The sequence below is a fragment of the Streptococcus mitis genome (assembly GCF_002096925.1).
Classification (GTDB): Bacteria; Bacillota; Bacilli; order Lactobacillales; family Streptococcaceae; genus Streptococcus; species Streptococcus mitis_AF.
In genome coordinates, this window is sequence record NZ_NCVN01000080.1 from 1 (window position 1) to 26628 (window position 26628).

Below are 26628 nucleotides of genomic sequence, written 5' to 3' on the forward strand. Positions count from 1 at the left end.
TATGGAAGTCGCTTAGCTCTAGGGAGTTTAGCTCAGCTGGGAGAGCATCTGCCTTACAAGCAGAGGGTCAGCGGTTCGATCCCGTTAACTCCCATTTAAGCGGGTGTAGTTTAGTGGTAAAACTACAGCCTTCCAAGCTGTTGTCGCGAGTTCGATTCTCGTCACCCGCTTTGAACTTTGTTCAATTACCAAGTTTTTTAACTTGGGCGCGTAGCTCAGGTGGTTAGAGCGCACGCCTGATAAGCGTGAGGTCGGTGGTTCGAGTCCACTCGTGCCCATAAAGTTTGGTCCGTTGGTCAAGGGGTTAAGACACCGCCTTTTCACGGCGGTAACACGGGTTCGAATCCCGTACGGACTATTATGGAGGATTACCCAAGTCCGGCTGAAGGGAACGGTCTTGAAAACCGTCAGGCGTGTAAAAGCGTGCGTGGGTTCGAATCCCACATCCTCCTTTTGTATTAACGCGGGATGGAGCAGCTCGGTAGCTCGTCGGGCTCATAACCCGAAGGTCGTAGGTTCAAATCCTGCTCCCGCAATAAGGCTCGGTAGCTCAGTTGGTAGAGCAATGGATTGAAGCTCCATGTGTCGGCGGTTCGATTCCGTCTCGCGCCATTTATATATTTTGGAAGGGTAGCGAAGAGGCTAAACGCGGCGGACTGTAAATCCGCTCCTTCGGGTTCGGGGGTTCGAATCCCTCCCCTTCCATTTTACGGGCATAGTTTAAAGGTAGAACTAAGGTCTCCAAAACCTTCAGTGTGGGTTCAATTCCTACTGCCCGTGTTAATAGAATTATGGCGGGTGTGGTGAAGTGGTTAACACACCAGATTGTGGCTCTGGCATGCGTGGGTTCGATCCCCATCACTCGCCTATTTTATATTATTGGGGTATAGCCAAGCGGTAAGGCAAGGGACTTTGACTCCCTCATGCGTTGGTTCGAATCCAGCTACCCCAGTTACTATTTGCCGGCGTGGCGGAATTGGCAGACGCGCTGGACTCAAAATCCAGTGTCCGCAAGGACGTGCCGGTTCGACCCCGGCCGCCGGTATAGTATAAAGTTAAGGAACGTTGTAAATCTTCGTTCCTTTTTTATATTATTTTTGGTATAATGATAGTTATTCAAATTTTATTTAGATTATGAAAGTGTAGGGAAGTATGTCTCGTTCTATCGATTTATTAAAACATCGGTATTTGAAAAATATTAAAAAAAATCCTAAATTGTTTATTGGAGTTGAGTTGGAATATCCTGTTGCAAATTTAGAAGGGGATGCTACAAATGTTGAAGTTATCAAGAACTTATTCAGATATTTAGCTTCAACTTTGGATTTCACTGTAGAAAAGGTAGATGATTTTGGCAATCCTATCCAGTTAGTGGATCGGATAAGTCAGGATGCTATTTTATTTGAAGTTTCCTATACAACGATTGAGTTTGCATTTGGTAAGGCTGAAACGATACAAGAGGTTGAAGAACGTTTTAGTATTTATATGGAAGCAATCCAGAAGAAGTTAGCTGAATCAAATCATGCTATTGTTGGCTGTGGTATTCATCCCAACTGGGATAAAAATGATAATTGTCCAGTGGCTTACCCACGCTATCAGATGTTGATGGACTATTTGAATTTGAATAGAAATGTGACTAAATCAGACTTACATCAATTCCCTGAATACGGAGCGTTTATCTGTGGGAGTCAGGTACAGTTGGATGTTTCAAAGTCTAACTACTTACGGGTGATTAATGCTTTTACTCAAATTGAAGCGGCTAAGGCTTATTTATTTCCAAACTCTGAGTTTTCGGGAGCAGATTGGGATACGAAAATTTCAAGGGACATTTTCTGGGAAGACTCGATGCATGGTATCTATCCAGAGAACGTCGGTGTCAATGCTAGGCTATTTAAAGATGAGGATGATTTTTTTGATTATCTAGATCATTCTTCAATTTTTACTGCGGAACGTGATGGACAAACCTATTATTTTTATCCCATTCAGGCTAGGGACTATTTAGCTACACCTGAAATCCAAGCATATGCACTTAATGGGGATGAGATTCTTATTTATCCTCAAGAGAAAGATTTTGAAACTCATCGTAGTTATCAGTATCAAGACTTAACGACTCGAGGAACAGTTGAGTTTCGTAGTGTGTGTACTCAACCTCTAGATAGAACCTTCGCTTCAGCAGCTTTTCACTTAGGATTGTTGGTTAATTTAGATAAGTTAGAAGCTTACTTAAGTACAGCACCTTTTTTTACAGCATTTGGCCGAAATTATAAGTTTTTAAGACGACAATTTTCTAAGAAAAAGCTTACAGATGAGGAGAAAACTGCGATTATAGAGTTTTCAAAAGACTTACTCCTGCTAGCTGAGGAAGGACTAGAGATGAGAAATAAGCAAGAAATGACCTATTTACAGCCTTTGAGAGAAGAATTGAGCCTATAATTTCTCTTATAAAAGGAGAATTTTCTGAAAAATCATGATATAATGGATGAGACTATAGATAAAGGATAGAGAGTAATGACATTAGTTTATCAATCAACGCGTGATGCCAACAATACAGTAACTGCCAGCCAAGCTATTTTGCAAGGTTTAGCGACGGACGGTGGTTTGTTTACACCGCTTACTTATCCAAAGGTAGATTTGGACTTTGACAAATTGAAAGATGCTTCTTATCAGGAAGTTGCTAAGTTAGTTTTGTCAGCATTTTTAGATGATTTTACTACAGAGGAATTAGACTACTGTATCAACAATGCCTACGATAGCAAGTTTGATACTCCAGCTATAGCGCCTTTAGTGAAATTAGACGGGCAATACAACTTGGAACTGTTCCATGGTTCAACGATTGCCTTCAAGGATATGGCTCTGTCAATCTTGCCTTACTTTATGACGACTGCTGCTGAGAAGCATGGCTTGGAGAACAAAATCGTCATTTTGACAGCGACATCTGGTGATACAGGGAAAGCTGCTATGGCAGGATTTGCAGATGTACCCGGTACTGAGATTATCGTCTTTTATCCCAAAGACGGTGTCAGCAAGGTACAAGAGTTGCAAATGACCACTCAGACTGGCGACAATACTCATGTTATCGCTATTGATGGTAACTTTGACGATGCGCAAACAAATGTGAAGCACATGTTTAACGACGTAGTTCTTCGTGAAAGATTAGCGGCTAACAAGTTGCAATTTTCATCTGCAAACTCTATGAATATTGGTCGTTTGGTGCCACAGATTGTTTATTATGTTTATGCCTATGCTCAGTTGGTTAAGACTGGTGAGATTGTGGCTGGTGAACAGATCAACTTTACCGTACCAACAGGAAATTTTGGAAATATCTTGGCTGCCTTTTATGCTAAGCAAATTGGTCTACCAGTTGGCAAATTAATCTGTGCTTCAAATGACAACAATGTTTTGACAGACTTTTTCAAGACACGTGTTTACGACAAGAAACGTGAGTTTAAAGTGACTACTAGTCCATCTATGGATATTTTGGTATCTTCAAACTTGGAGCGTTTGATTTTCCATCTTTTAGGTAATGATGCGGTTAAAACAGCTGAACTTATGAATGCCTTGAACAAGCAAGGACAATATGAGTTGACAGACTTTGATGCAGAGATTTTGGACCTCTTTGCAGCTGAATATGCGACTGAGGAAGAAACGGCAGCAGAAATCAAGCGTGTTTATGAGGCAGATTCTTATATCGAGGATCCACATACGGCGGTTGCCTCGGCAGTTTATAAGAAATACCAAGCGGCTACTGGCGATGTTACCAAGACAGTGATTGCTTCAACAGCTAGTCCATACAAGTTCCCAGTGGTTGCAGTAGAGGCTGTGACAGGGAAATCTGGTTTGACAGACTTTGAAGCCTTGGCTCAATTACATGACATTTCAGGAGTGGCAGTGCCACCAGCAGTTGATGGCCTTGAAACAGCTCCAGTTCGTCATAAAACAACAGTGGCAGCTGCTGATATGCAAGCAGCGGTTGAGGCTTATCTAGGACTTTAAGACAGAGGGAGTAAACTCGGTTGGGAAACCAACTGAGTTTCTTTTCATCAGGAGGAAGGATTGTTTAAGAAAAATAAAGACATTCTTAATATTGCCTTGCCAGCTATGGGTGAAAACTTTTTGCAGATGCTCATGGGAATGGTGGACAGTTATTTGGTTGCTCATTTAGGATTGATAGCCATTTCGGGTGTATCAGTAGCTGGTAATATTATCACGATTTATCAAGCGATTTTCATTGCTCTAGGGGCAGCTATTTCTAGTGTTATTTCAAAAAGTTTGGGGCAGAAGGATCAGTCAAAGCTAGCCTATCATGTGACTGAAGCCTTGAAAATTACTTTACTATTAAGTTTCCTTTTAGGAGTTTTATCTATCTTTGCTGGGCAAGAGATGATAGGACTTTTGGGAACTGAGCAGGCTGTGGCTGAGAGTGGTGGACTGTATCTATCCTTGGTAGGCGGATCGATTGTTCTTTTGGGCTTGATGACGAGTTTGGGAGCCTTGATTCGTGCAACGCATAATCCACGTCTGCCTCTTTATGTTAGTCTCTTGTCAAATGCCTTGAATATTCTCTTTTCCAGTCTAGCTATTTTTGTTCTGGATATGGGGATAGCTGGTGTTGCTTGGGGGACTATTCTGTCCCGTTTGGTTGGTCTTGTGATTTTATGGTCGCAATTAAAGTTGCCTTTTGAGAAACCGACTTTTGGTTTAGATAAGGAACTATTGACCTTAGCTTTGCCAGCAGCTGGAGAGCGGCTTATGATGCGGGCTGGAGATGTAGTAATCATTGCCTTGGTTGTGTATTTCGGGACAGAGGCAGTGGCTGGAAATGCAGTCGGAGAAGTCTTGACCCAGTTTAACTATATGCCTGCCTTTGGCGTCGCTACGGCAACGGTCATGCTGGTGGCCCGAGCAGTTGGGGAGGATAATTGGAAAAGAGTCGCTAGTTTGAGCAAGCAAACCTTTTGGCTTTCTCTGCTTCTCATGTTACCCTTGACCTTCAGTATCTATGCTTTGGGTATACCACTAACTCATCTATATACGACTGATTCTCTAGCGGTGGAGGCTAGTGTTCTAGTGACACTTTTTTCACTACTTGGTACTCCTATGACGATAGGAACAGTCATCTATACAGCAGTCTGGCAGGGTTTGGGCAATGCTCGGCTTCCCTTTTATGCGACAAGTATAGGAATGTGGTGTATCCGCATTGGAACAGGATATCTGATGGGGATTGTGCTTGGTTGGGGTTTGCCCGGTATTTGGGCCGGAACCCTTTTGGATAATGGTTTTCGTTGGTTATTTCTACGTTACCGTTACCAGCGCTATATGAGCTTGAAAGGATAGGAAATGCAAAAAACAGCTTTTATTTGGGATTTAGACGGGACTTTATTGGACTCTTATGAAGCGATTTTATCAGGGATTGAGGAAACTTTTGCTCAGTTTTCTATTCCTTATGATAAGGAGCAGGTGAGAGAGTTTATCCTCAAGTATTCTGTGCAGGATTTACTTGTGCAGGTGGCGGAAGAGAGAAAGCTGGATGTGGAAATGCTAAATCAGGTGCGTGCCCAGAGTTTGGCTGAGAAGAATGCTCAGGTAGTTTTGATGCCAGGTGCGCGTGATGTGCTAGCTTGGGCAGAGGAATCAGGAATTCAGCAGTTTGTTTACACTCATAAGGGAGACAATGCTCGTACCATTCTCAGAGACTTGGGTTTGGAATCTTATTTTACAGAGATTTTAACCAGTCAGAGTGGTTTTGTGCGGAAGCCAAGTCCAGAAGCGGCTAACTATCTGTTAGGCAAGTATCAGTTGGATTCTGAGAAGACCTATTATATAGGGGATCGGACTCTGGATGTGGAATTTGCCCAGAATAGTGGGATTCAAAGTATCAACTTTTTAGAGTCGACTTATGAAGGAAATCATAGGATTCAAGGGTTAGCAGATATTCCTTATATTTTTGGGGATTGGGAACGATAAGATTGTGTCAGTTTTGTGACAGAGACCTAACAAACTATTTCAAGTAACCAAGTTTGTTACAAGGAATAGACAGTTCTGTTAAATAGGCCCGAGAGGGCTTTTTTTCTGCATTTTTTGTGTTATGATAGACAGGTACTCATTTGAAAGGAATAGGAAAGAATGAAGAAAAGAATATTATTAGCTTCAACAGTAGCCTTGTCATTTGCCCCAGTATTGGCAACTCAAGCAGAAGAAGTTCTTTGGACTGCACGTAGTGTTGAGCAAATCCAAAACGATTTGACTAAAACGGACAACAAAACAAGTTATACCGTTCAGTATGGTGATACCTTGAGCACCATTGCAGAAGCCTTGGGTGTAGATGTCACAGTTCTTGCGAATTTGAATAAAATCACTAATATGGACTTGATTTTCCCAGAAACTGTTTTGACAACGACCGTCAATGAAGCAGAAGAAGTAACAGAAGTTGAAATCCAAACACCTCAAGCGGCTTCTAGTGAAGAGGTGACAACTGCGACAGCAGATTTGACAACCAATCAAGTGACCGTAGATGATCAAACTGTTCAGGTTGCAGACCTTTCTCAACCGATTGCAGAAGCGCCAAAAGCGGTAGAAACTACAAGTACAAAAGAAGTAGCAACAAATTCAGAAGTTGCAGAGACAGTTGCTACTGCAGAAGAAGTAGCACCATCTACAAATACTTCAACGTCAGAGGAGCAAACAGCCGAAACAAGTAGTGCAGTTGCAGAAGCAGCTCCTCAGGCAACGACTTCAGCTGAGAAAAATGAAACTCAAGCAAGCCCACAAGATGTTTCAACAGTGGAAGAAACTACAACTCCAACAGAAGAAACAGCAATCGAAACAACTGCAACAAGTTCAGAAGAATTAAAAGAAGCCTCATCAAATGAAGCTACAACAGCAGTTTCTACTTATCAACCAGAAGAGAAGAAAACAGTTTCAACAACTTACGCAGCTCCAGCAGCGCCCGATTATGCTGGACTTGCGGTAGCGAAATCTGAAAATGCAGGCCTTCAACCACAAACAGCGGCCTTTAAAGAAGAAATTGCTAACTTGTTTGGCATCACATCCTTTAGTGGTTACCGTCCAGGAGACAGTGGAGATCACGGAAAAGGTTTGGCTATCGACTTTATGGTACCAGAAAGCTCAGAATTAGGGGATAAGATTGCGGAATACGCTATTCAAAATATGGCTAGTCGTGGTATTAGTTATATCATCTGGAAACAACGTTTCTATGCTTCATTCGATAGCAAATATGGACCAGCTAATACTTGGAATTCAATGCCAGACCGTGGTAGCGTAACAGAGAATCACTATGATCACGTTCACGTTTCAATGAATGGATAAATCAGACTTTGTAATATCATTTTAACGAATGAGATCTAGCTTTCGTGATAGGAAGTAAGTCTCGTTCGTTTTTTCTTTGTCATACTCTTCGAAAATCTCTTCAAACCACGTCAGTTTTATCTGCAACCTCAAAGCTGTGCTTTGAACAACCTACGGATAGCTTCCTAGTTAGCTCTTTGATTTTCATTGAGTATCAATATGAATGGAAAATGGAAGTTACCATTTTGTAATGATTGAAGCAACATTCTTGCAATCTATTTTATTTTATAATATAATTGATTAGTCAACTATTGATTAATCAATAGAAAGGAGAAAGAAATGATAGAGATTCAGGATTTACTTTATCAACTCCGCTTGTCTGAGCAAGCGAGCACACAATTGTTTGAAAAAAGGCTTGGGATTAGTTTGACAAGGTATCAGATTTTACTGTTTTTGCTGGAATATTCCCCTTGTAACCAAATAGCGGTTCAGGAGCGTTTGAAGATTGATCAGGCTGCTTTAACACGACATTTCAAGATTTTGGAAAAGGAAGGTTTGGTGGAGCGTCATCGTAATCCTGAAAATCAGCGGGAAGTGTTGGTAGAGGCTACGAAGTATGCCAAGGAGCAGTTAGTGGTGAATCCACCTCTGCAACATATCAAGGTCAAGGAAGAGATGGAAAGTATCTTAACAGAGTCTGAAAGAACAGAACTCAGCCGTTTATTAAACAAATTGGTTTTGGGTATTGAAAATATAGAAATTTAAGGAGAAAAATATGTCAATTATGACAATCATTTTAGCAACGATCGTTGCTTTGGAGCATTTTTACATTTTTTATTTGGAAAGTATTGCTACGCAATCAGATGCGACTAGTCGTGTCTTTAACATGAAAAAGGAAGAATTGGTTCGTCCGTCGGTAAGTTCATTGTTCAAAAATCAAGGAATTTATAATGCCTTGCTAGGTATCTTTCTCTTGTATGGGATTTATTTCTCACAGAATTTAGAAATTGTGACTATTTTTGTCTTATTTGTGATTGGTGCTGCGGCTTATGGCTCTTTAACAGCAGATAAGAAAATTATTTTGAAGCAAGGTGGACCAGCTATTTTGGCCTTGATTAGTATTTTATTCTTTAAATAAGCTCATACTCTTCGAAAATCTCTTCAAACCATGTCAGCGTCGCCTTGCCGTAGGTATGGTTACTGACTTCGTCAGTTCTATCCACAACCTCAAAACAGTGTTTTGAGCTGACTTCGTCAGTCTTATCTACAACCTCAAAGCAGTGCTTTGAGCAACCTGTGGCTAGCTTCCTAGTTTGCTCTTTGATTTTCATTGAGTATCAGAGGCCAATTCTAGTCTCGCTAGTCCTTTTCACTCCAGAATAAGGGAAATATGTTATACTTGTTTTTAAGAAAAGAGTCTCATTGAATTGGTTATAAGGAGCTATAAATGAAAGTATTAGTGACAGGTTTTGAGCCCTTTGGAGGGGAAAAGGTCAATCCAGCCTTGGAGGCTATTAAAGGTTTACCATCTGAAATCCATGGTGCTGAGGTTTGTTGGCTAGAAGTACCGACAGTCTTTCACAAATCGGCCCAAGTATTGGAAGAAGAGATGGATCGTTATCAACCTGACTTTATCCTTTGTATCGGCCAAGCAGGTGGAAGAACCAGCTTGACACCTGAGCGAGTGGCTATTAATCAAGATGATGCACGGATTCCTGATAATGAAGGAAATCAACCGATTGATCTTCCTATTCGTCCAGATGGGGCCTCGGCCTATTTTAGTAGTTTACCGATTAAAGCGATGGTCCAAGCTATAAAAAAAGAGGGATTACCGGCCTCTGTTTCCAATACGGCAGGGACTTTTGTCTGCAATCATTTGATGTATCAGGCCCTCTATTTGGTAGAAAAAAAATTTCCACATGTTAAGGCAGGTTTTATGCATATTCCTTATATGATGGAACAGGTGGTGAATCGGCCTACCACTCCAGCTATGAGTTTAGTGGATATTAGGCGAGGGCTAGAAGCGGCAATCGGCGCCATTATAGAACATGGAGATCAGGATCTCAAGTTGGTGGGCGGAGAAACTCATTGATAGAAAAAAGCTTGAGGGGTCACCTTCAAGCTTTTGGACGTTTTCGAGCCAGTACTGCTCTGTAGAAAATTATTTTATTGATTTGAATATAGGGTAGGAGTGAGAAACTAGCAATTCCAAAGGTAATCCAATTGAGGAAGTACCAAGGAAGGAGTTGTAAGTCTAGGACAAAGCGTTGAAATTTGTAGCCTTTCATCAGGAAACGGCTAGTTTTGAGGATTTGTCCTGGTCTGGCTTGCCCTAAGTTTAGGGTGTCACAGAGGAGAAATTCTACCTGCGAATAAGCATAGTATTGTGGAATATAGAGACTATTTCCTACAATCATCAAGAGGATACTTGCTAGAAAGTAAAGACCAAAGGTCATGAGGAAGTGCTCAGTTTCAACTGACGTGAGATCCAGATTAGGAAATTCAGGATGGATGGCAACGAATTTCTTTGCTAGAAAGCTACTATAAAAGAGGAAGTAAATCCCAAGTAAACTAGGAATGCTCCATAAGAAGAGGTAGAAACGTTTGAGAAGAAGAGTCAAAAAGGTTTGTGAAAAGTGTTCTTCGTTAAAGAGAGTAAGACTATTTTTGACGGATAGTTCTGTATCAGGATTCTTGATGAGTTTAAGTGTTGTGTAGACGGAACTGGTTAGAAGTATTGTTCCGATAAAGGAAACCAATAGTGGAAAAAGGTAGGCTTTAGTTACATGGCCAAGCACACTTAAAAAGGATTGCTCTAAAATAGCCTCGTTAATGCGCTCTAAGGGATTGAGGAAACCAGACAAGATGACCAGCATGCTAGGTAAGAGATAGACGAGAAAGAGGCGGGGATTTTCAGCTTGGAATTGTCTAGCCTGCAGACGAATGGTTTTTAAATCAATTTTTGGGTATTTCATTCTCTCATTATACCATAGTTCGTGACAGTTCCTACTTTTTTTGATAAAATCATACAGTATGCCCTTGGGCACAAAGTATGAACTGGGACTGTTTTTCCCAGCTTCGGAGGTAAAAAATGTCAGATTCACCAATCAAATATCGTTTGATTAAGAAAGAAAAACACACGGGAGCTCGTCTGGGAGAAATTATCACTCCCCACGGAACCTTCCCGACACCTATGTTTATGCCAGTTGGGACACAAGCTACTGTCAAAACTCAGTCGCCTGAAGAATTGAAGGAGATGGGTTCGGGAATTATCCTGTCAAACACCTATCATCTTTGGCTTCGCCCTGGAGATGAACTCATCGCACGCGCAGGTGGTCTCCACAAATTCATGAATTGGGATCAACCTATTTTGACGGACAGTGGTGGTTTCCAGGTTTATTCCTTAGCAGATAGCCGTAATATCACAGAAGAAGGAGTAACCTTTAAAAACCATCTCAATGGTTCTAAGATGTTCTTGTCCCCAGAAAAAGCCATTTCTATTCAGAATAATTTGGGCTCAGACATCATGATGTCCTTTGACGAATGTCCTCAGTTTTATCAACCTTACGACTACGTTAAGAAATCAATCGAGCGTACCAGCCGTTGGGCTGAGCGTGGTTTGAAGGCTCATCGTCGTCCGCATGACCAAGGGTTATTTGGGATTGTGCAGGGGGCTGGATTTGAAGACCTTCGTCGACAATCGGCTCATGACCTTGTCAGCATGGACTTCCCAGGCTACTCTATCGGTGGTTTGGCAGTGGGAGAAACCCACGAAGAGATGAATGCTGTCTTGGACTTCACAACCCAACTGCTTCCTGAAAATAAACCTCGTTATCTGATGGGTGTGGGAGCGCCAGATAGCTTGATTGATGGGGTGATTCGTGGGGTGGATATGTTTGACTGTGTCTTGCCGACTCGTATCGCTCGTAACGGAACTTGTATGACCAGTCAAGGTCGTTTGGTTGTCAAAAATGCTCAGTTTGCTGAGGACTTTACGCCACTGGATCCTGAGTGTGATTGCTACACATGTAAGAACTATACACGCGCTTATCTTCGTCACCTGCTCAAGGCTGATGAAACCTTTGGTATCCGCTTGACTAGCTACCACAATCTTTACTTCTTGCTTAACCTGATGAAGCAAGTGCGACAAGCCATCATGGATGACAATCTCTTGGAATTCCGTGAGTATTTTGTTGAAAAATATGGCTATAATAAGTCAGGACGCAATTTCTAAAATGGAATTGATATAAGCTAAAAATCCTAAGTTTTCTCTTGGGATTTTTCTTCTTTTTTTGATAGAATAAAGTGTATAATGAAAGGGAGAATAAACTCGTATGCGCATTAAATGGTTTTCCTTGATTAGGATTACAGGTTTACTACTGGTACTCTTGTATCATTTCTTTCAGACTATCTTTCCTGGAGGATTTTTCGGGGTAGATGTCTTTTTCACGTTTTCAGGCTTCCTGATTACGGCTCTACTCATCGAAGAATTTTCTAAAAATCATGAAATTGATTTGGTTGGATTTTTTAGGAGACGCTTTTATCGTATTGTGCCACCTGTGGTTTTGATGGTCTTGGTAACCATGCCCTTTACTTTTCTAGTTCGGCAAGATTATGTGGCTGGAATTGGGGGTCAGATTGCGGGTGTCTTAGGCTTCATGACCAACTTCTATGAACTGCTAACAGGTGGGAGTTATGAATCTCAGTTCATTCCTCATTTGTTTGTTCATAATTGGAGCTTGGCTGTTGAGGTTCACTACTATATCCTCTGGGGATTGGCAGTTTGGTTCTTATCTAAGCAGGCTAAATCAAATGGTCAGTTGAGAGGAATGGTCTTTCTCTTATCTGCTGTTGCCTTCTTGATCAGCTTCTTCTCCATGTTTATTGGTAGTTTTCTAGTAACCTCTTATTCCTCTGTTTACTTCTCCAGTTTAACTCATGTCTATCCATTCTTTTTGGGAAGTGTGTTAGCAACTATCGTAGGCGTTCGTCAGACGACTTCCCTAGTTAAGCAATTGGATAAAATCTGGGATTTACGCAAGACCCTTTTAGTTTTTGGGGGAGGTTTTGGCTTCTTACTCATTTTGACCTTCTTTGTCAAATTTACCTATCTCTTTGCCTATCTTATGGGCTTCTTGCTTGCCAGCCTTGCAGCCATTGCTATGATTCTGGCGGCGCGTGTCTTACATGAAAAGACTCCTCATATACAGGAACCAAAGATTATTAGCTTTTTAGCAGATACTAGCTATGCAGTTTATCTCTTCCATTGGCCTTTCTATATCATTTTTTCACAGTTGACATCAAATCTTCTTGCTGTGTTATTAACTTTGATTTTTTCTTATGGATTCGCCAGCCTATCATTTTATGTGTTGGAACCTTGGATTGCAGGAAAGAACACACCTGTTTTACAAACCCTTCGTCCTCTTCCTCATATTCACACAATCCTTGCAGCAAGTACAGGAATCTTGGCCTTCATTGTCTTCTTAGTAACTCTGTTGGCACCACAAGTGGGAGCTTTTGAGACAGACTTAACTGTCAATGGCTTGAAGCAAGCTGCAACAAATATTAACCAGACCAAGGTAATGACAGAACGAGCAGAAGCTGATAGTTTAGGAATTGCTGATGGCACTATGTTAATTGGTGATTCGGTAGCACTAAGAGCTAATACAGCGTTGCAGACAGCCCTTCCAGGGGCACAGATTAATGCACAAGTCAGCAGAACAACCAAGACCGCCAACGAAATCATGCTCAACAATAGCCAGAATAAATTTCTACCAAAGATGGTGGTTATTGCAACAGGGGTAAATAATCCTGAAAATTATAAGGAAGATTGGGATAGTATCGTGAAAAATCTTCCTAAGGGGCACCATATGGTTTTAGTGACTCCTTATGAAGGAGATAAGACAAAAGAGACCTATGCAATCGTTGAGAAGGCGGCTGCCTATATGAGAGAATTGGCAGAGAAGACTCCTTACATCACGATAGCAGATTGGAATCAAGCTGCTAAGGAACATCCAGAAATTTGGACTGGGACAGACCAAGTCCATTTTGGAAGTGACAATAGTAAAATTGAAGCAGGAGCTAAATTGTATGCAGATACCATTGCTGCAGCCTTGCAAACAGCTCAAGACAAGCCGGTCAAATCAAAATAACTTGTATTAAAAAGAGAAGAGTTGGAGAAATCCAGCTCTTTTAAAATATCTCTAGAAAACAGGTCTATACCATTTACAAATGAATCAGAAAGGTTTATAATATAATTGACATAATAAATATCAAAAGTAATCTTTTAAGGAGGTCATTATTATGCCTAATTACGTTAAAGCGGATCAGTTTTTCTATCCATTTGGCATTCGTCGCGGTGGGTACTTAGAACTTGTTGATGGCAAATTTGGGAAACATGTGGATCAAATTCCTGAAGGAGCAGAGGTTCTTGACTATACTGGTTATAGCATTGCACCAGGTCTTGTGGATACTCATATTCATGGATATGCAGGTGTAGATGTGATGGACAACAACATTGAAGGTACATTGCATACTATGAGTGAAGGACTTCTTAGTACCGGTGTTACCAGTTTCTTGCCCACAACTTTAACAGCCACTTATGAGCAATTGCTTGCAGTCACTGAAAATCTTGGAAACCATTATAAAGAAGCAACAGGTGCTAAGATTCGTGGGATTTATTATGAAGGTCCATATTTCACAGAAACTTTTAAGGGGGCACAAAATCCAACTTATATGAGAGACCCGGGTGTTGAGGAGTTTCATTCTTGGCAGGATGCTGCAAAAGGGATGCTAAATAAAATCGCTATTGCACCAGAACGTGATGGAGTGGAAGATTTTGTACGTACTATTACAGGTGAAGGTGTGACAGTTGCACTTGGACACTCAGATGCGACATTTGAACAAGCTAAGAAGGCAGTTGATGCTGGAGCTAGTGTATGGGTACATGCCTATAATGGGATGCGTGGTTTAACACACCGCGAACTAGGTATGGTAGGAGCTATGTATGAGCTCCCACATACTTACGCAGAATTGATCTGTGATGGTTATCACGTAGATCCAAAAGCTTGTGAGATTTTACTTAAGCAAAAGGGGACAGAAAACATCGCTCTTATTACGGACTGTATGACAGCTGGTGGGCTTGAAGACGGTGACTATATGTTGGGAGAATTCCCTGTTGTAGTAGCAAATGGAACTGCACGTCTCAAATCTACTGGTAATTTGGCAGGTTCTATCCTCAAACTTAAAGATGGTATGAGAAATGTTGTCGAATGGGGAATTGCGAATCCGCATGAAGCAGTCATGATGGCCAGCTTCAACCCAGCAAAATCTGTTCACATTGACGATGTCTGTGGCCAAATCCGCGAAGGATATGATGCAGACTTTATCGTATTAGATAAAGATTTGGAATTGGTAGCAACCTATCTAGATGGTGTGAAACGTTATCAAGCATAAGAGAGAAAGCAGGAGTTAGTGACTGATTTCTTTTCAGGTTTTATAAAGAATAAATTGCACCCCAAAAGTTAGATTTTTTCCGCCTAACTTTCGGGGTGTTTTCGTTATGTGTAAAACAGAACTAAATTCTCTAGATAAACTATTCATCTAACTTTTTGGGGAGGGAGTACTGTTTGGAAGATTTTTTAATTTCCCTAGGTAAATATCCTTAAATGAGGAGTAAGGATATACATAAGAAAATTCTTTGTTGTCTTGAAGTGGCTTCCTTTTGTCTTTAGAAAATACCTCTAAATATGGTAAAATAGTAGGAGAATAATGTGAGGAAAATGAATGTCAAATAGTTTTGAAATTTTGATGAATCAATTGGGGATGCCTGCTGAAATGAGACAGGCTCCTGCTTTAGCACAGGCCGATATTGAGCGAGTTGTGGTTCATAAAATTAGTAAGGTATGGGAGTTTCATTTCGTATTTTCTAATATTTTACCGATTGAAATCTTTTTAGAATTAAAGAAAGGTTTGAGCGAAGAATTTTCTAAGACAGGCAATAAAGCTGTTTTCGAAATCAAGGCTCGGTCTCAAGAATTTTCAAATCAGCTCTTACAGGCCTATTATAGAGAGGCTTTTTCTGAAGGTCCGTGTTCGAGTCAAGGTTTTAAGTCCCTTTATCAAAATTTGCAAGTTCGTGCGGAGGGGAACCAACTCTTTATTGAAGGTTCCGAGGCGATTGATAAGGAACACTTTAAGAAGAATCACCTTCCTAATTTAGCGAAACAACTTGAAAAATTTGGATTTCCAACTTTTAACTGTCAAGTAGAGAAGAATGATATGCTGACTCATGAGCAGGAAGAAGCCTTTCAAGCTGAAAATGAGCAGATTGTTCAAGCGGCCAATGAGGAAGCGCTCCGTGCTATGGAACAACTAGAACAGATGGCACCTCCTCCAGCGGAAGAGAAACCATCCTTTGATTTTCAAGCTAAAAAAGCTGCAGCTAAACCCAAGCTGGATAAGGCAGAGATTACTCCTATGATCGAAGTGACGACGGAGGAAAATCGTCTGGTCTTTGAAGGGGTTGTTTTTGATGTGGAGCAAAAAGTGACCAGAACAGGGCGTGTTTTGATCAACTTTAAAATGACTGACTACACTTCAAGTTTTTCTATGCAAAAGTGGGTTAAGAACGAGGAAGAGGCCCAGAAGTTTGATCTCATCAAGAAGAATTCTTGGCTCCGAGTGCGTGGGAATGTGGAGATGAATAACTTCACACGTGATTTGACTATGAACGTACAGGATGTGCAGGAAGTTGTTCACTATGAGCGGAAGGATTTGATGCCAGAAGGAGAGCGTCGAGTTGAGTTTCATGCTCATACTAACATGTCGACTATGGATGCTCTGCCAGAGGTCGAAGAAATCGTTGCGACAGCTGCTAAGTGGGGACACAAGGCGGTTGCCATCACGGACCATGGGAATGTCCAGTCCTTCCCACACGGCTATAAGGCTGCTAAGAAAGCGGGAATCCAGCTAATCTATGGAATGGAAGCCAATATCGTGGAGGACCGTGTCCCTATCGTCTATAACGAAGTGGAGATGGACTTGTCAGAAGCGACCTACGTGGTCTTTGACGTGGAAACGACAGGACTTTCAGCTATCTATAATGACTTGATTCAGGTTGCAGCTTCTAAGATGTACAAGGGGAATGTCATTGCTGAATTTGATGAATTTATCAATCCTGGGCATCCCTTGTCAGCTTTTACTACTGAGTTGACTGGAATTACAGATGATCATGTCAAAAATGCCAAGCCACTGGAACAAGTTTTGCAAGAATTCCAAGAATTTTGTAAGGATACGGTCCTAGTCGCCCACAATGCCACCTTTGACGTTGGCTTTATGAATGCCAACTATGAACGTCATGGTCTGCCAAAGATTAGTCAGCCAGTTATTGATACGCTCGAGTTTGCTAGAAATCTCTATCCTGAGTATAAACGTCATGGTTTGGGGCCTTTGACCAAGCGTTTTGGTGTGGCTTTGGAACATCACCACATGGCCAATTACGATGCGGAAGCTACTGGTCGTCTGCTTTTCATCTTTATCAAAGAGGTAGCAGAAAAACATGGTGTGACGGATTTAGCTAGACTCAATATTGATTTGGTTAGTCCAGATTCTTATAAAAAAGCTCGAATCAAGCATGCGACCATTTATGTCAAGAATCAGGTAGGTCTAAAAAATATCTTTAAGTTGGTTTCTTTGTCCAATACCAAATACTTTGAAGGGGTGCCACGAATTCCGAGAACGGTTCTAGATGCCCATCGGGAGGGCTTGATTTTAGGCTCAGCCTGTGCAGAAGGTGAAGTTTTTGATGCAGTCGTTTCCCAGGGCGTGGATGCGGCGGTTGAGGTGGCCAAGTATTATGACTTTATCGAGGTCATGCCACCAGCTATCTATGCTCCCTTGATTGCCAAGGAGCAGGTTAAGGATATGGAAGAACTCCAGACCATTATCAAAAGTTTGATAGAGGTTGGAGAACGCCTTGGTAAGCCCGTTTTGGCTACGGGAAATGTCCACTATATCGAACCAGAAGAAGAAATTTACCGTGAAATTATTGTCCGTAGTTTGGGACAGGGAGCTATGGTTAACCGAACTATCGGTCATGGGGAACATGCCCAACCAGCTCCTCTTCCGAAGGCTCATTTTCGAACAACCAATGAGATGTTGGATGAATTTGCCTTCTTGGGAGAGGAATTAGCTCGGAAATTGGTTATTGAAAACACCAATGCCTTGGCAGATATCTTTGAACCTGTTGAGGTAGTTAAGGGTGACTTGTATACGCCTTTCATTGACAAGGCTGAAGAAACAGTTGCTGAGTTGACCTATAAGAAAGCTTTTGAGATTTATGGAAATCCGCTGCCAGATATTGTTGATTTGCGGATTGAAAAAGAATTGACTTCCATTCTGGGGAATGGATTTGCTGTGATTTATCTGGCTTCCCAGATGTTGGTGCAACGTTCTAATGAACGGGGTTACTTGGTTGGTTCTCGTGGATCTGTCGGATCTAGTTTTGTTGCGACCATGATTGGGATTACAGAGGTCAATCCTCTCTCTCCTCACTATGTCTGTGGTCAGTGTCAGTACAGTGAGTTTATCACCGATGGATCTTACGGTTCAGGTTTTGATATGCCCAATAAGGACTGTCCTAAATGTGGTCATAAACTCAGTAAAAACGGACAGGATATTCCTTTCGAGACCTTCCTTGGTTTTGATGGGGACAAGGTTCCCGATATTGACTTGAACTTCTCGGGAGAAGATCAGCCTAGTGCTCACTTGGATGTGCGTGATATCTTTGGTGAAGAATATGCCTTCCGTGCAGGAACGGTTGGTACGGTGGCTGCCAAGACTGCCTATGGTTTTGTCAAGGGCTATGAGCGAGATTATGGCAAGTTTTATCGTGATGCAGAGGTGGAACGCCTCGCTCAAGGTGCGGCTGGTGTCAAGCGGACAACAGGACAACACCCGGGGGGGATCGTTGTTATTCCTAACTACATGGATGTCTACGACTTTACGCCTGTCCAATATCCAGCAGATGACGTGACAGCTGAATGGCAGACCACTCACTTTAACTTCCATGATATCGACGAGAACGTCCTCAAACTCGATGTACTGGGACATGATGATCCGACCATGATTCGAAAACTTCAGGACTTGTCTGGTATTGATCCTAATGAAATCCCTATGGATGACGAAGGCGTGATGGCCCTCTTTTCTGGGACTGATGTGCTAGGTGTGACTCCTGAACAAATCGGAACTCCGACAGGCATGCTGGGGATTCCAGAGTTTGGGACCAACTTTGTACGTGGGATGGTAGATGAGACGCATCCGACGACTTTTGCGGAGTTACTTCAGCTCTCAGGTCTGTCCCACGGTACCGACGTTTGGCTGGGCAATGCCCAAGATTTGATTAAGCAAGGGATTGCTGACCTATCAACCGTTATCGGTTGTCGGGACGACATCATGGTTTATCTCATGCATGCTGGTCTCGAACCTAAGATGGCCTTTACCATCATGGAACGGGTACGTAAGGGCTTGTGGCTCAAGATTTCCGAAGAGGAGCGGAATGGCTATATCGAAGCTATGAAGGCTAATAAGGTGCCAGAGTGGTATATCGAGTCTTGTGGGAAAATTAAGTACATGTTCCCTAAAGCCCATGCGGCAGCCTACGTTATGATGGCCTTGCGTGTAGCTTACTTCAAGGTTCACCATCCGATTTATTATTATTGTGCTTACTTCTCAATCCGTGCTAAGGCTTTTGATATCAAGACCATGGGTGCGGGCTTGGATGCCATCAAGCGTAGAATGGAAGAAATCTCTGAAAAGCGGAAGAACAATGAAGCTTCTAATGTGGAAATCGATCTCTATACAACACTTGAGATTGTCAATGAGATGTGGGAGCGTGGTTTCAAGTTTGGGAAGTTAGACCTTTACCGTAGTGATGCGACTGAATTCATCATTGACGGAGATACACTGATTCCACCATTTGTAGCAATGGATGGTCTGGGAGAGAACGTTGCTAAGCAGTTGGTGCGAGCGCGTGAAGAGGGAGAATTCCTCTCTAAAACAGAACTACGCAAGCGTGGTGGACTCTCATCAACCTTGGTTGAAAAAATGGATGAAATGGGAATTCTGGGCAATATGCCAGAGGATAATCAGTTGAGTTTGTTTGATGAGTTGTTTTAAGGTCTTGGAGGAAAAAAGATGAAACTAAGAATTTTTGCGGAAGATAAGCCGGCTGAGAAAGTATTTGAATATCAATTAGAAATTGCTGATCAGACAATTCTTCTATCAACAGCACTCTTGTCAGGTTCCATTGCTTTAGCAGGATTATTCTCTGCTTTGAAAGAAAAATAAACAAAAAGAAAAGGAAGAATAAAATGGTTTTACCAAATTTTAAAGAAAATCTAGAAAAATATGCAAAATTATTGGTTGCGAACGGTATCAACGTGCAACCTGGTCACACTTTGGCTCTCTCTATCGATGTGGAGCAACGTGAGTTGGCTCACTTAATCGTCAAAGAAGCTTATGCTTTGGGTGCGCATGAGGTTATTGTTCAGTGGACAGATGATGTGATTAACCGTGAGAAATTCCTCCATGCGCCGATGGAGCGTTTGGACAATGTGCCAGAATATAAGATTGCTGAGATGAACTATCTTTTGGAAAACAAGGCTAGCCGTCTTGGAGTTCGTTCATCTGATCCAGGTGCTTTGAACGGTGTGGATGCTGACAAGCTTTCAGCTTCTGCTAAAGCTATGGGACTTGCCATGAAGCCAATGCGCATCGCAACGCAATCCAACAAGGTTAGCTGGACTGTAGCGGCCGCTGCTGGACTTGAGTGGGCTAAGAAAGTCTTTCCAAATGCTGCGAGCGACGAAGAGGCAGTTGATCTCCTTTGGGACCAAATTTTCAAAACTTGTCGTGTCTATGAAGAAGATCCTGTTAAGGCTTGGGAAGAGCATGCAGCTATCCTCAAGAGCAAGGCCGATATGCTTAATAAAGAGCAATTTTCAGCTCTTCACTACACAGCGCCAGGGACAGATTTGACACTTGGTTTGCCAAAGAACCACGTTTGGGAATCAGCTGGTGCTATCAATGCACAGGGCGAAGGATTCTTGCCAAATATGCCGACAGAGGAAGTCTTCACAGCGCCTGACTTCCGTAGCGCAGATGGTTATGTCACTTCTACAAAACCGCTTAGCTATAACGGAAATATCATTGAAGGTATTAAGGTAACCTTTAAGGATGGACAAATCGTAGATATCACTGCTGAGAAGGGTGATCAGGTCATGAAAGACCTTGTCTTTGAAAATGCGGGTGCGCGTGCCTTAGGTGAATGTGCCTTGGTACCAGATCCAAGCCCAATTTCTCAGTCAGGCATTACCTTCTTTAACACCCTTTTCGATGAGAATGCGTCAAATCACTTGGCTATCGGTGCAGCCTATGCGACTAGCATCGTTGGTGGAGCGGATATGAGCGAAGAGGAGCTTGAAGCCGCGGGGCTTAACCGTTCAGATGTTCACGTAGATTTTATGATTGGTTCTAACCAAATGGATATCGATGGTATCCGTGAGGATGGGACACGTGTACCACTCTTCCGTAACGGAGATTGGGCAAATTAAGGAGATAATATGTTAGGAAGCATGTTCGTTGGTCTCCTAGTGGGATTTTTAGCAGGTACTCTGACCAATCGTGGAGAGCGAATGGGATGTTTTGGAAAAATGTTTCTGGGCTGGATTGGTGCTTTTATAGGCCACTTGCTTTTTGGGACTTGGGGACCGATAATAGCAGGAACTGCCATTATTCCGGCAGTACTAGGTTCCATGATTGTCTTAGCGATTTTCTGGAGACGAGGAAGTTAATTTCTTAAATCTGATAGTCAATGAAAATCAAAGAGCAAACTAGGAAACTAGCCGCAGGCTACTCAAATCACTGCTTTGCGGTTGTAGATAGAACTGACGAAGTCAGCTCAAAACACTGTTTTGAGGTTGCAGATAGAACTGACGAAGTCAGCTCAAAACACCGTTTTGAGGTAGTAGATAAGACTGACGAAGTCAGTTACATATATATACGGCAAGGCGACGTTGACGCGGTTTGAAGAGATTTTTGAAGAGTATGAAACGAAAAGGAGGTTGGTCATTGTACCAGCCTCCTTTTGAGTATGATATAATAGTTCTATGAGATTGGATAAATTTTTAGTTGCCTGCGCTGTGGGGAGCCGAACTGAGGTCAAAAACTTGCTCAAGGCTGGTCGCGTGACGGTAAATGGTAAAAAAGAAAAGTCAGCTAAATTGCAGATTGATGAAGAAAGAGATGAGATTCGCTTTGATGGGAAAGTGTTGGAGTATGAAGAGTTTGTCTACTACATGATGAACAAGCCCCAAGGAGTTATTTCAGCGACTGAGGATCCTAAGCACAGAACGGTTCTGGACTTGCTGGATGATATTGCTCGGAGCAAGGAAGTTTTTCCAGTAGGACGCTTGGATATTGACACGCATGGTCTTTTGCTCTTGACCAATGATGGCCAGCTGGCTCATGCTCTTCTTTCACCCAAGCGTCATGTTGACAAGACTTATCAGGCACAGGTCAAGGGAATTATGACCCAAGAAGACGTAGAGACATTTGCCAAGGGCATTCCGCTCAAAGACTTTACCTGTCAGCCCGCTAGACTGGAGATTCTTTACACAGATGCAGAAAAGAATCAGAGCCAAATCTGTGTGACTATTGCAGAAGGGAAGTTTCATCAGGTCAAGCGTATGGTAGCCTACTGTGGCAAGGAAGTAGTAGACCTACAGCGTTTGGCTATGGGAACTCTGATTTTAGATGAGAACTTACAAAGAGGAGAATGGCGTCGCTTGACCGAGGAGGAATTAGAAGCTCTCCTTGCAAGTATTGCTTAGTTTGGTTTATATTAGAAAAAGGTGAGGAAGAATGTCCTTGCCTTTTATGTTTTTCAGTTGCTTACTTTGTGAAAAGAGTTATAATAGACTGTAGAATAAAAGGAGGAATCTATGAACGCGATTCAAGAATCATTTACTGATAAATTATTTGCCAACTATGAAGCAAATGTAAAATACCAAGCGATTGAAAATGCTGCCAGCCACAACGGAATTTTTGCAGCCCTAGAACGTCGCCAAAGCCATGTAGACAATACACCTGTTTTTTCATTGGATTTGACTAAGGACAAGGTAACCAACCAGAAAGCGTCTGGTCGTTGCTGGATGTTTGCGGCTCTCAACACCTTCCGCCACAAGCTCATCTCACAATACAAACTGGAGAATTTTGAGTTGTCACAGGCTCATACATTCTTCTGGGACAAGTATGAGAAATCCAACTGGTTCTTGGAGCAAGTCATTGCGACTGCAGACCAAGACTTGACGAGTCGTAAGGTTAGCTTCCTACTCCAAACTCCACAACAAGATGGTGGACAATGGGATATGGTGGTGTCTCTCTTTGAGAAATACGGTGTCGTGCCTAAGTCAGTTTACCCTGAGTCAGTTTCATCTAGTAGCAGCCGTGAGCTAAATGCAATCCTTAACAAATTGCTTCGCCAAGATGCTCAAATCTTGCGTGACTTGCTTGCTTCTGGCGCAGACCAAGCGACTGTTCAAGCTAAGAAAGAAGACCTCTTGCAAGAAATCTTTAACTTCCTTGCTATGTCATTGGGTCTTCCACCACGTAAATTTGACTTTGCTTATCGCGATAAGGATAACAACTACCAAAGCGAAAAGGGCATTACACCACAGGAATTTTACAAGAAATATGTCAATCTTCCTCTAGAGGACTACGTTTCTGTTATCAACGCCCCAACTGCTGACAAGCCTTACGGCAAATCTTACACAGTTGAGATGTTAGGAAATGTAGTTGGTAGCCGTGCAGTTCGCTACATCAACGTGCCGATGGAGCGCTTAAAAGAATTGGCGATTGCTCAAATGCAAGCAGGTGAGACTGTTTGGTTTGGTTCTGATGTTGGTCAGCTCAGCAACCGTAAAGCTGGAATCCTTGCGACAGATGTTTATGACTTTGAATCAAGCATGGATATTCAATTCACTCAAGACAAGGCTGGACGTTTGGACTACAGCGAAAGCTTGATGACCCACGCTATGGTCTTGACGGGTGTGGATTTGGACGAAAATGGCAAGTCAACCAAGTGGAAGGTTGAAAACTCTTGGGGAGATAAGGTTGGTACAGATGGTTACTTTGTTGCCTCTGACGCTTGGATGGACGAATACACTTACCAAATCGTTGTTCGCAAAGAATTGCTGACAGCCGAAGAACAGGCTGCCTATGAAGCAGAACCAATTGTTCTTGCACCATGGGATCCAATGGGAGCCTTGGCTGAATAAAAGCATAGAAAAAAGGAATCAGGTTTAGAACCTGGTTCCTTTTAAGTTGCTTGATTACATGATGTGAAGAACATGTGCCACAATACCCACTGCGAAGAGTGCAAGGATAATAGTGATTGGAGATACTTTTTTCTTAAGCAAGTACATGCAAAGGAAAGTAAGGAGTAGTCCTGATAGTCCAGGAATCAACATATCCAAGTTTTGTTGGAAAGTAGTAACTTTTTCAGATGTTTGAGATAATCCTTGTCCTACTTGTGCGAATGCTTCTTGGATACCTTTAGATCCTTCTGGCAATTTATCCCAATGGATATAAGCCTTTTCATCTAGTTGAACTTTGGCAACATCGAAAGCAAATTTAATATTTACCCAACGTTGAACAAGGACAGCAAGAATGAACATACCAAGGATAGAAGCACCTTTAGTGATGTCTTGGAGGATACCGCCAGACATGTCTTTAGTGATTTCTGATCCAGCCTTGTATCCAATCTCTTGTGTATACCACAAGAATGACATACGAATCAAGTTCCAAAGAACGAAGAAGAGGATTGGACCTAAGATATTACCAGTAAGGGCAAGTGAAGCACCGAGTGATCCAAGGATTGGGCGTACTGTAAACCAGAATACTGGGTCACCGATACCAGCAAGAGGCCCCATCATACCGATTTTAACCCCTTGGATAGCAGCGTCATCGATTTCAACACCGTTAGCACGTTCTTCTTCAAGTGCAAGAGTAACCCCCATGATTGGAGCGGCTACGTATGGGTGAGTGTTGAAGAACTCAAGATGGCGTTCAAGAGCAGCGATTTGATCTTCTTTCTTAGTGTAGAGTTTTTTAAGAGCTGGAATTAATGAGTAAGCCCAACCCAAGTTTTGCATACGTTCATAGTTCCAAGAACCTTGTAAGAAAGTTGAACGCCACCAAACTTTTTTACGATCTGATTTAGTTAATTGAAGTTTTTCAGTCATGATGTTTTCAGTCCTTTCTTATCTTAGTAGTCTTCTAGGATATCGCCGATTGGGTCGTTAGAAGTTGCGGCTCCTCCGCCACCATTTCCACCAGTTTTAGAAAGGTGAAGGTAGATAAGAGCGATAGCAACACCGATAGCACCAAATCCGATTAGAGTAATATCTGACACGGCAGCAAGCACGAAACCGATAGCGAAGAATGGCCATACTTCACGAGTTGCCATCATGTTGATAACCATAGCGTAACCAACGGCAACGACCATACCACCACCGATAGCCATACCATCTTTGAGCCAATCAGGCATAGCATTTAGAATGCTTTGTACTGTTTCAGTTGGTACCATTAGAAGGAGTGCTGCTGGGACTGCAATACGAAGACCTTGAAGAAGAAGTGCGACAAAGTGAGCACGTTCAACTGCTTTGAAGTCACCTTTTTTAGCAGAAGCATCAGCAGTGTGAACCAATCCGACAGAGAGTGTACGGACAATCATAGTCAAGAATAGACCAGCAACTGCAAGAGGGATAGCAACCGCTTGGGCAACACCGATACCTGTCTTAGTAAAGTCGCCACCAAGAACCATGATAATGGCAGCAGCAACAGAAGCAAGAGCAGCGTCAGGAGCTACGGCAGCTCCGATGTTAGCCCAACCAAGGGCGATCATTTGAAGAGAACCACCAAGGATGATCCCTGCTTCAAGGTTACCAGTAACAAGACCGATAAGGGTACAAGCTACGATTGGTTGATGGAATTGGAACTGGTCGAGGATACCTTCAAGACCTGCTAGGAAGGCTACAACGACTACTAAAACCATAGAAATAATAGACATCTTTAAAATCCTTTCATAAAATCGATTATTGCACGTTTGCTTTGTTGATCAAGTCAAACAAATCTTTTTTGGTGTCGTTTGGTACTTTACGTACATCAAATTCAACACCAAGGTCACGCATTTTTTCAAATGTAGCAACGTCTTCTTTATCCATAGACAAAACGTTGTTAACCATTGTTTTACCAGTTGAGTGAGCCATTGATCCAACATTAAGAGTTTTGATTGGCACGCCACCTTCGATAGCACGAAGGGCATCTTGAGGTGTTTCAAACAAGATAAGGGCATGTGTTCCTCCGAAGCGAGGATCTTTTGCAACGTCGATTAGTTTTTGGATAGGAACAACATTTGCTTTCACTTTACCTGGAGCTGCTTGTTTAATCAATTCTTTACGTAATTCGTCTTTAGCTACGTTATCTGAAGCAACGATGATACGATCTGCTTTTGAATCTGGAGTCCAAGCAGTTGCAACTTGACCGTGAAGTAAACGAGTGTCTAGACGGGCAAGGTTGATTTTGAGTTTACCGTCTCCGATGACAGTTCCTTCTGGAATAGCAGCTTGGGCAACTGGAGCAGCTGCAGCGCTTGCTACTTCCTCAACTGGGTTTAGCTCTTCTGGAAGAGCTTTGATGCCATCTTTGGCTTCTTTAATGATATTAGCAGCGACTTTTTCTACACCTGCAGCAGCGTCCATGAGGCGCTCTGTGTAGGCTTGAATTAACATCGGTAAGTTAAGTCCTGTGATGATGGCAAACTTACGCTCAGGATTTTCTCCCATCACGCGGCTAGCTTGGTTAAATGGAGATCCACTCCAAAGGTCAGCCAAAACTAGAACCTCATCTTCTGCGTCAAATGCAGCAACAGCGTTATTAAACTTAGCGTATAGATCATCAGGACCTTCATTTGGCATAAAGGTTACAACTTGAACCTTTTCTTGTTCACCAAAGATCATAGATCCTGACTGATGAATACCCGCAGCAAATTCGCCGTGGCTCGCAATAATGATTCCGATACTCATTATTGTCATTCCTCCTTTTTTGTTTTAGTTTTCGTTTAAGAAAACTTTAAGACTTTTTAAGTATAAACCGTTTTCATCTAAAAATCAACTATTTATCATAAAATAATTAAAAAGATTACATCTGAAAATATTGATATATTGAGTTTTAGAGAAGTTTTTTTGAATCCTTATTTAAAAATTT

The 26628-nt window shown here is 42.1% G+C and carries 22 protein-coding genes and 12 tRNA genes; 29 read left to right on the forward strand and 5 right to left on the reverse strand.

Annotated features, from left to right (window positions below):
• Nucleotides 1-21: 21 nt before the first annotated feature.
• The 19 genes from B7692_RS07710 to B7692_RS07800 all read left to right on the forward strand — a co-directional run bounded on the left by B7692_RS07710 (nucleotide 22) and on the right by B7692_RS07800 (nucleotide 8440).
• Nucleotides 22-94 (forward strand) — tRNA-Val (locus tag B7692_RS07710).
• A 5-nt stretch (nucleotides 95-99) separates the two neighbouring features.
• Nucleotides 100-170, forward strand: a tRNA-Gly gene (locus B7692_RS07715).
• 34 nt (nucleotides 171-204) lie between these two features.
• Nucleotides 205-278, forward strand: a tRNA-Ile gene (locus B7692_RS07720).
• Between the two features lie 8 nt (nucleotides 279-286).
• A tRNA-Glu gene (locus B7692_RS07725) sits at nucleotides 287-358 on the forward strand.
• 4 nt (nucleotides 359-362) lie between these two features.
• Nucleotides 363-452 (forward strand) — tRNA-Ser (locus tag B7692_RS07730).
• 10 nt (nucleotides 453-462) lie between these two features.
• Nucleotides 463-536 (forward strand) — tRNA-Met (locus B7692_RS07735).
• A 3-nt stretch (nucleotides 537-539) separates the two neighbouring features.
• Nucleotides 540-612 (forward strand) — tRNA-Phe (locus B7692_RS07740).
• 12 nt (nucleotides 613-624) lie between these two features.
• A tRNA-Tyr gene (locus B7692_RS07745) sits at nucleotides 625-705 on the forward strand.
• Nucleotides 706-709: 4 nt separating this feature from the next.
• Nucleotides 710-780, forward strand: a tRNA-Trp gene (locus B7692_RS07750).
• A gap of 14 nt (nucleotides 781-794) precedes the next feature.
• Nucleotides 795-867: transfer RNA gene (locus B7692_RS07755), tRNA-His, on the forward strand.
• 13 nt (nucleotides 868-880) lie between these two features.
• Nucleotides 881-952 (forward strand) — tRNA-Gln (locus tag B7692_RS07760).
• Nucleotides 953-961: 9 nt separating this feature from the next.
• Nucleotides 962-1045, forward strand: a tRNA-Leu gene (locus B7692_RS07765).
• 107 nt (nucleotides 1046-1152) lie between these two features.
• Nucleotides 1153-2430 carry a glutamate-cysteine ligase family protein gene (locus B7692_RS07770; RefSeq protein ID WP_084930368.1) on the forward strand — a complete coding sequence of 426 codons (1278 nt, stop codon included), beginning with the start codon at nucleotides 1153-1155 and terminating at the stop codon, nucleotides 2428-2430.
• A 75-nt stretch (nucleotides 2431-2505) separates the two neighbouring features.
• Nucleotides 2506-3990: a threonine synthase gene (thrC, locus tag B7692_RS07775; protein ID WP_084930369.1), complete on the forward strand. Its 1485-nt coding sequence runs from the start codon at nucleotides 2506-2508 to the stop codon at nucleotides 3988-3990.
• Nucleotides 3991-4050: 60 nt separating this feature from the next.
• Nucleotides 4051-5331 (forward strand): MATE family efflux transporter, encoded by a 1281-nt coding sequence (locus tag B7692_RS07780; protein ID WP_084930370.1) that lies wholly within the window; start codon nucleotides 4051-4053, stop codon nucleotides 5329-5331.
• Between the two features lie 3 nt (nucleotides 5332-5334).
• Nucleotides 5335-5961 carry an HAD family hydrolase gene (locus B7692_RS07785; protein WP_084930371.1) on the forward strand — a complete coding sequence of 209 codons (627 nt, stop codon included), beginning with the start codon at nucleotides 5335-5337 and terminating at the stop codon, nucleotides 5959-5961.
• 159 nt (nucleotides 5962-6120) lie between these two features.
• Complete coding sequence (locus tag B7692_RS07790) at nucleotides 6121-7323, forward strand: LysM peptidoglycan-binding domain-containing protein (protein WP_084930372.1); 1203 nt, start codon at nucleotides 6121-6123, stop codon at nucleotides 7321-7323.
• Between the two features lie 318 nt (nucleotides 7324-7641).
• Complete coding sequence (locus tag B7692_RS07795; RefSeq protein WP_192855493.1) at nucleotides 7642-8067, forward strand: MarR family winged helix-turn-helix transcriptional regulator; 426 nt, start codon at nucleotides 7642-7644, stop codon at nucleotides 8065-8067.
• Nucleotides 8068-8077: 10 nt separating this feature from the next.
• The gene (locus B7692_RS07800) at nucleotides 8078-8440 is read left to right on the forward strand and encodes a DUF1304 domain-containing protein (protein WP_084930373.1); all 363 of its coding nucleotides are present in this window, start codon (nucleotides 8078-8080) and stop codon (nucleotides 8438-8440) included.
• On the opposite strand, the gene B7692_RS11325 is transcribed toward B7692_RS07800, so the two are convergent.
• A complete protein-coding gene (locus tag B7692_RS11325; protein WP_084930374.1) occupies nucleotides 8433-8633 on the reverse strand; it encodes a hypothetical protein in 201 nt (66 codons plus the stop codon). The two genes, B7692_RS07800 and B7692_RS11325, sit on opposite strands and share 8 nt — an antisense overlap.
• Nucleotides 8634-8749: 116 nt before the next feature.
• Between B7692_RS11325 and pcp the strand changes: the two genes are divergently transcribed.
• Nucleotides 8750-9394 (forward strand): pyroglutamyl-peptidase I, encoded by a 645-nt coding sequence (gene pcp / locus B7692_RS07810; protein WP_084930375.1) that lies wholly within the window; start codon nucleotides 8750-8752, stop codon nucleotides 9392-9394.
• A 25-nt stretch (nucleotides 9395-9419) separates the two neighbouring features.
• On the opposite strand, the gene B7692_RS07815 is transcribed toward pcp, so the two are convergent.
• Nucleotides 9420-10277, reverse strand: coding sequence for a DUF975 family protein (locus B7692_RS07815; protein WP_084923214.1), 858 nt, complete (start codon nucleotides 10275-10277; stop codon nucleotides 9420-9422).
• Between the two features lie 116 nt (nucleotides 10278-10393).
• Between B7692_RS07815 and tgt the strand changes: the two genes are divergently transcribed.
• From tgt to pepC, 9 genes are all read left to right on the forward strand, one after another.
• Nucleotides 10394-11536 (forward strand): tRNA guanosine(34) transglycosylase Tgt, encoded by a 1143-nt coding sequence (gene tgt, locus B7692_RS07820; RefSeq protein WP_001285237.1) that lies wholly within the window; start codon nucleotides 10394-10396, stop codon nucleotides 11534-11536.
• Nucleotides 11537-11636: 100 nt separating this feature from the next.
• Nucleotides 11637-13454 carry an acyltransferase family protein gene (locus tag B7692_RS07825; protein ID WP_084930376.1) on the forward strand — a complete coding sequence of 606 codons (1818 nt, stop codon included), beginning with the start codon at nucleotides 11637-11639 and terminating at the stop codon, nucleotides 13452-13454.
• Nucleotides 13455-13605: 151 nt separating this feature from the next.
• The gene (gene nagA / locus B7692_RS07830; RefSeq protein ID WP_057517319.1) at nucleotides 13606-14757 is read left to right on the forward strand and encodes an N-acetylglucosamine-6-phosphate deacetylase; all 1152 of its coding nucleotides are present in this window, start codon (nucleotides 13606-13608) and stop codon (nucleotides 14755-14757) included.
• A 330-nt stretch (nucleotides 14758-15087) separates the two neighbouring features.
• Nucleotides 15088-19479: a PolC-type DNA polymerase III gene (locus B7692_RS07835; protein WP_084930377.1), complete on the forward strand. Its 4392-nt coding sequence runs from the start codon at nucleotides 15088-15090 to the stop codon at nucleotides 19477-19479.
• An 18-nt stretch (nucleotides 19480-19497) separates the two neighbouring features.
• Nucleotides 19498-19650: a hypothetical protein gene (locus B7692_RS07840; RefSeq protein ID WP_031237287.1), complete on the forward strand. Its 153-nt coding sequence runs from the start codon at nucleotides 19498-19500 to the stop codon at nucleotides 19648-19650.
• A 23-nt stretch (nucleotides 19651-19673) separates the two neighbouring features.
• A complete protein-coding gene (locus B7692_RS07845; protein WP_084930378.1) occupies nucleotides 19674-20915 on the forward strand; it encodes an aminopeptidase in 1242 nt (413 codons plus the stop codon).
• A gap of 9 nt (nucleotides 20916-20924) precedes the next feature.
• Nucleotides 20925-21155, forward strand: a complete 231-nt coding sequence (locus B7692_RS07850; protein ID WP_000901572.1) for a GlsB/YeaQ/YmgE family stress response membrane protein — start codon at nucleotides 20925-20927, stop codon at nucleotides 21153-21155.
• Nucleotides 21156-21470: 315 nt separating this feature from the next.
• The gene (locus tag B7692_RS07860; protein WP_084930379.1) at nucleotides 21471-22193 is read left to right on the forward strand and encodes a pseudouridine synthase; all 723 of its coding nucleotides are present in this window, start codon (nucleotides 21471-21473) and stop codon (nucleotides 22191-22193) included.
• Nucleotides 22194-22304: 111 nt separating this feature from the next.
• Nucleotides 22305-23639 carry an aminopeptidase C gene (gene pepC / locus B7692_RS07870; RefSeq protein ID WP_084930380.1) on the forward strand — a complete coding sequence of 445 codons (1335 nt, stop codon included), beginning with the start codon at nucleotides 22305-22307 and terminating at the stop codon, nucleotides 23637-23639.
• Nucleotides 23640-23693: 54 nt separating this feature from the next.
• Here pepC and B7692_RS07875 read toward each other — a convergent pair whose 3' ends face one another.
• From B7692_RS07875 to B7692_RS07885, 3 genes are read right to left on the reverse strand one after another with little or no spacing between them, the layout of a single operon-like run.
• Nucleotides 23694-24605, reverse strand: a complete 912-nt coding sequence (locus B7692_RS07875) for a PTS system mannose/fructose/sorbose family transporter subunit IID (protein WP_000136865.1) — start codon at nucleotides 24603-24605, stop codon at nucleotides 23694-23696.
• A gap of 23 nt (nucleotides 24606-24628) precedes the next feature.
• Nucleotides 24629-25432 (reverse strand): PTS mannose/fructose/sorbose transporter subunit IIC, encoded by an 804-nt coding sequence (locus B7692_RS07880; protein ID WP_000022716.1) that lies wholly within the window; start codon nucleotides 25430-25432, stop codon nucleotides 24629-24631.
• Nucleotides 25433-25457: 25 nt separating this feature from the next.
• Nucleotides 25458-26447: a PTS sugar transporter subunit IIB gene (locus tag B7692_RS07885; protein WP_004258131.1), complete on the reverse strand. Its 990-nt coding sequence runs from the start codon at nucleotides 26445-26447 to the stop codon at nucleotides 25458-25460.
• Nucleotides 26448-26628: the final 181 nt, after the last annotated feature.

Excerpts from the sequence above, each read along its gene's own strand:
- B7692_RS07800 (WP_084930373.1), top strand. The coding sequence starts at position 8,078 with ATGTCAATTATGACAATCATTTTAGCAACGATCGTTGCTTTGGAGCAT.
- tgt (WP_001285237.1), top strand. The coding sequence starts at position 10,394 with ATGTCAGATTCACCAATCAAATATCGTTTGATTAAGAAAGAAAAACAC.
- B7692_RS07835 (WP_084930377.1), top strand. The coding sequence starts at position 15,088 with ATGTCAAATAGTTTTGAAATTTTGATGAATCAATTGGGGATGCCTGCT.
- B7692_RS07790 (WP_084930372.1), top strand. The coding sequence starts at position 6,121 with ATGAAGAAAAGAATATTATTAGCTTCAACAGTAGCCTTGTCATTTGCC.
- B7692_RS07860 (WP_084930379.1), top strand. The coding sequence starts at position 21,471 with ATGAGATTGGATAAATTTTTAGTTGCCTGCGCTGTGGGGAGCCGAACT.
- B7692_RS07825 (WP_084930376.1), top strand. The coding sequence starts at position 11,637 with ATGCGCATTAAATGGTTTTCCTTGATTAGGATTACAGGTTTACTACTG.
- B7692_RS07785 (WP_084930371.1), top strand. The coding sequence starts at position 5,335 with ATGCAAAAAACAGCTTTTATTTGGGATTTAGACGGGACTTTATTGGAC.
- B7692_RS07840 (WP_031237287.1), top strand. The coding sequence starts at position 19,498 with ATGAAACTAAGAATTTTTGCGGAAGATAAGCCGGCTGAGAAAGTATTT.
- B7692_RS07770 (WP_084930368.1), top strand. The coding sequence starts at position 1,153 with ATGTCTCGTTCTATCGATTTATTAAAACATCGGTATTTGAAAAATATT.
- pcp (WP_084930375.1), top strand. The coding sequence starts at position 8,750 with ATGAAAGTATTAGTGACAGGTTTTGAGCCCTTTGGAGGGGAAAAGGTC.
- thrC (WP_084930369.1), top strand. The coding sequence starts at position 2,506 with ATGACATTAGTTTATCAATCAACGCGTGATGCCAACAATACAGTAACT.
- B7692_RS07795 (WP_192855493.1), top strand. The coding sequence starts at position 7,642 with ATGATAGAGATTCAGGATTTACTTTATCAACTCCGCTTGTCTGAGCAA.
- B7692_RS07815 (WP_084923214.1), bottom strand. The coding sequence starts at position 10,277 with ATGAAATACCCAAAAATTGATTTAAAAACCATTCGTCTGCAGGCTAGA.
- B7692_RS07875 (WP_000136865.1), bottom strand. The coding sequence starts at position 24,605 with ATGACTGAAAAACTTCAATTAACTAAATCAGATCGTAAAAAAGTTTGG.
- B7692_RS07885 (WP_004258131.1), bottom strand. The coding sequence starts at position 26,447 with ATGAGTATCGGAATCATTATTGCGAGCCACGGCGAATTTGCTGCGGGT.
- B7692_RS11325 (WP_084930374.1), bottom strand. The coding sequence starts at position 8,633 with ATGAAAATCAAAGAGCAAACTAGGAAGCTAGCCACAGGTTGCTCAAAG.
- pepC (WP_084930380.1), top strand. The coding sequence starts at position 22,305 with ATGAACGCGATTCAAGAATCATTTACTGATAAATTATTTGCCAACTAT.
- B7692_RS07845 (WP_084930378.1), top strand. The coding sequence starts at position 19,674 with ATGGTTTTACCAAATTTTAAAGAAAATCTAGAAAAATATGCAAAATTA.
- B7692_RS07850 (WP_000901572.1), top strand. The coding sequence starts at position 20,925 with ATGTTAGGAAGCATGTTCGTTGGTCTCCTAGTGGGATTTTTAGCAGGT.
- nagA (WP_057517319.1), top strand. The coding sequence starts at position 13,606 with ATGCCTAATTACGTTAAAGCGGATCAGTTTTTCTATCCATTTGGCATT.
- B7692_RS07880 (WP_000022716.1), bottom strand. The coding sequence starts at position 25,432 with ATGTCTATTATTTCTATGGTTTTAGTAGTCGTTGTAGCCTTCCTAGCA.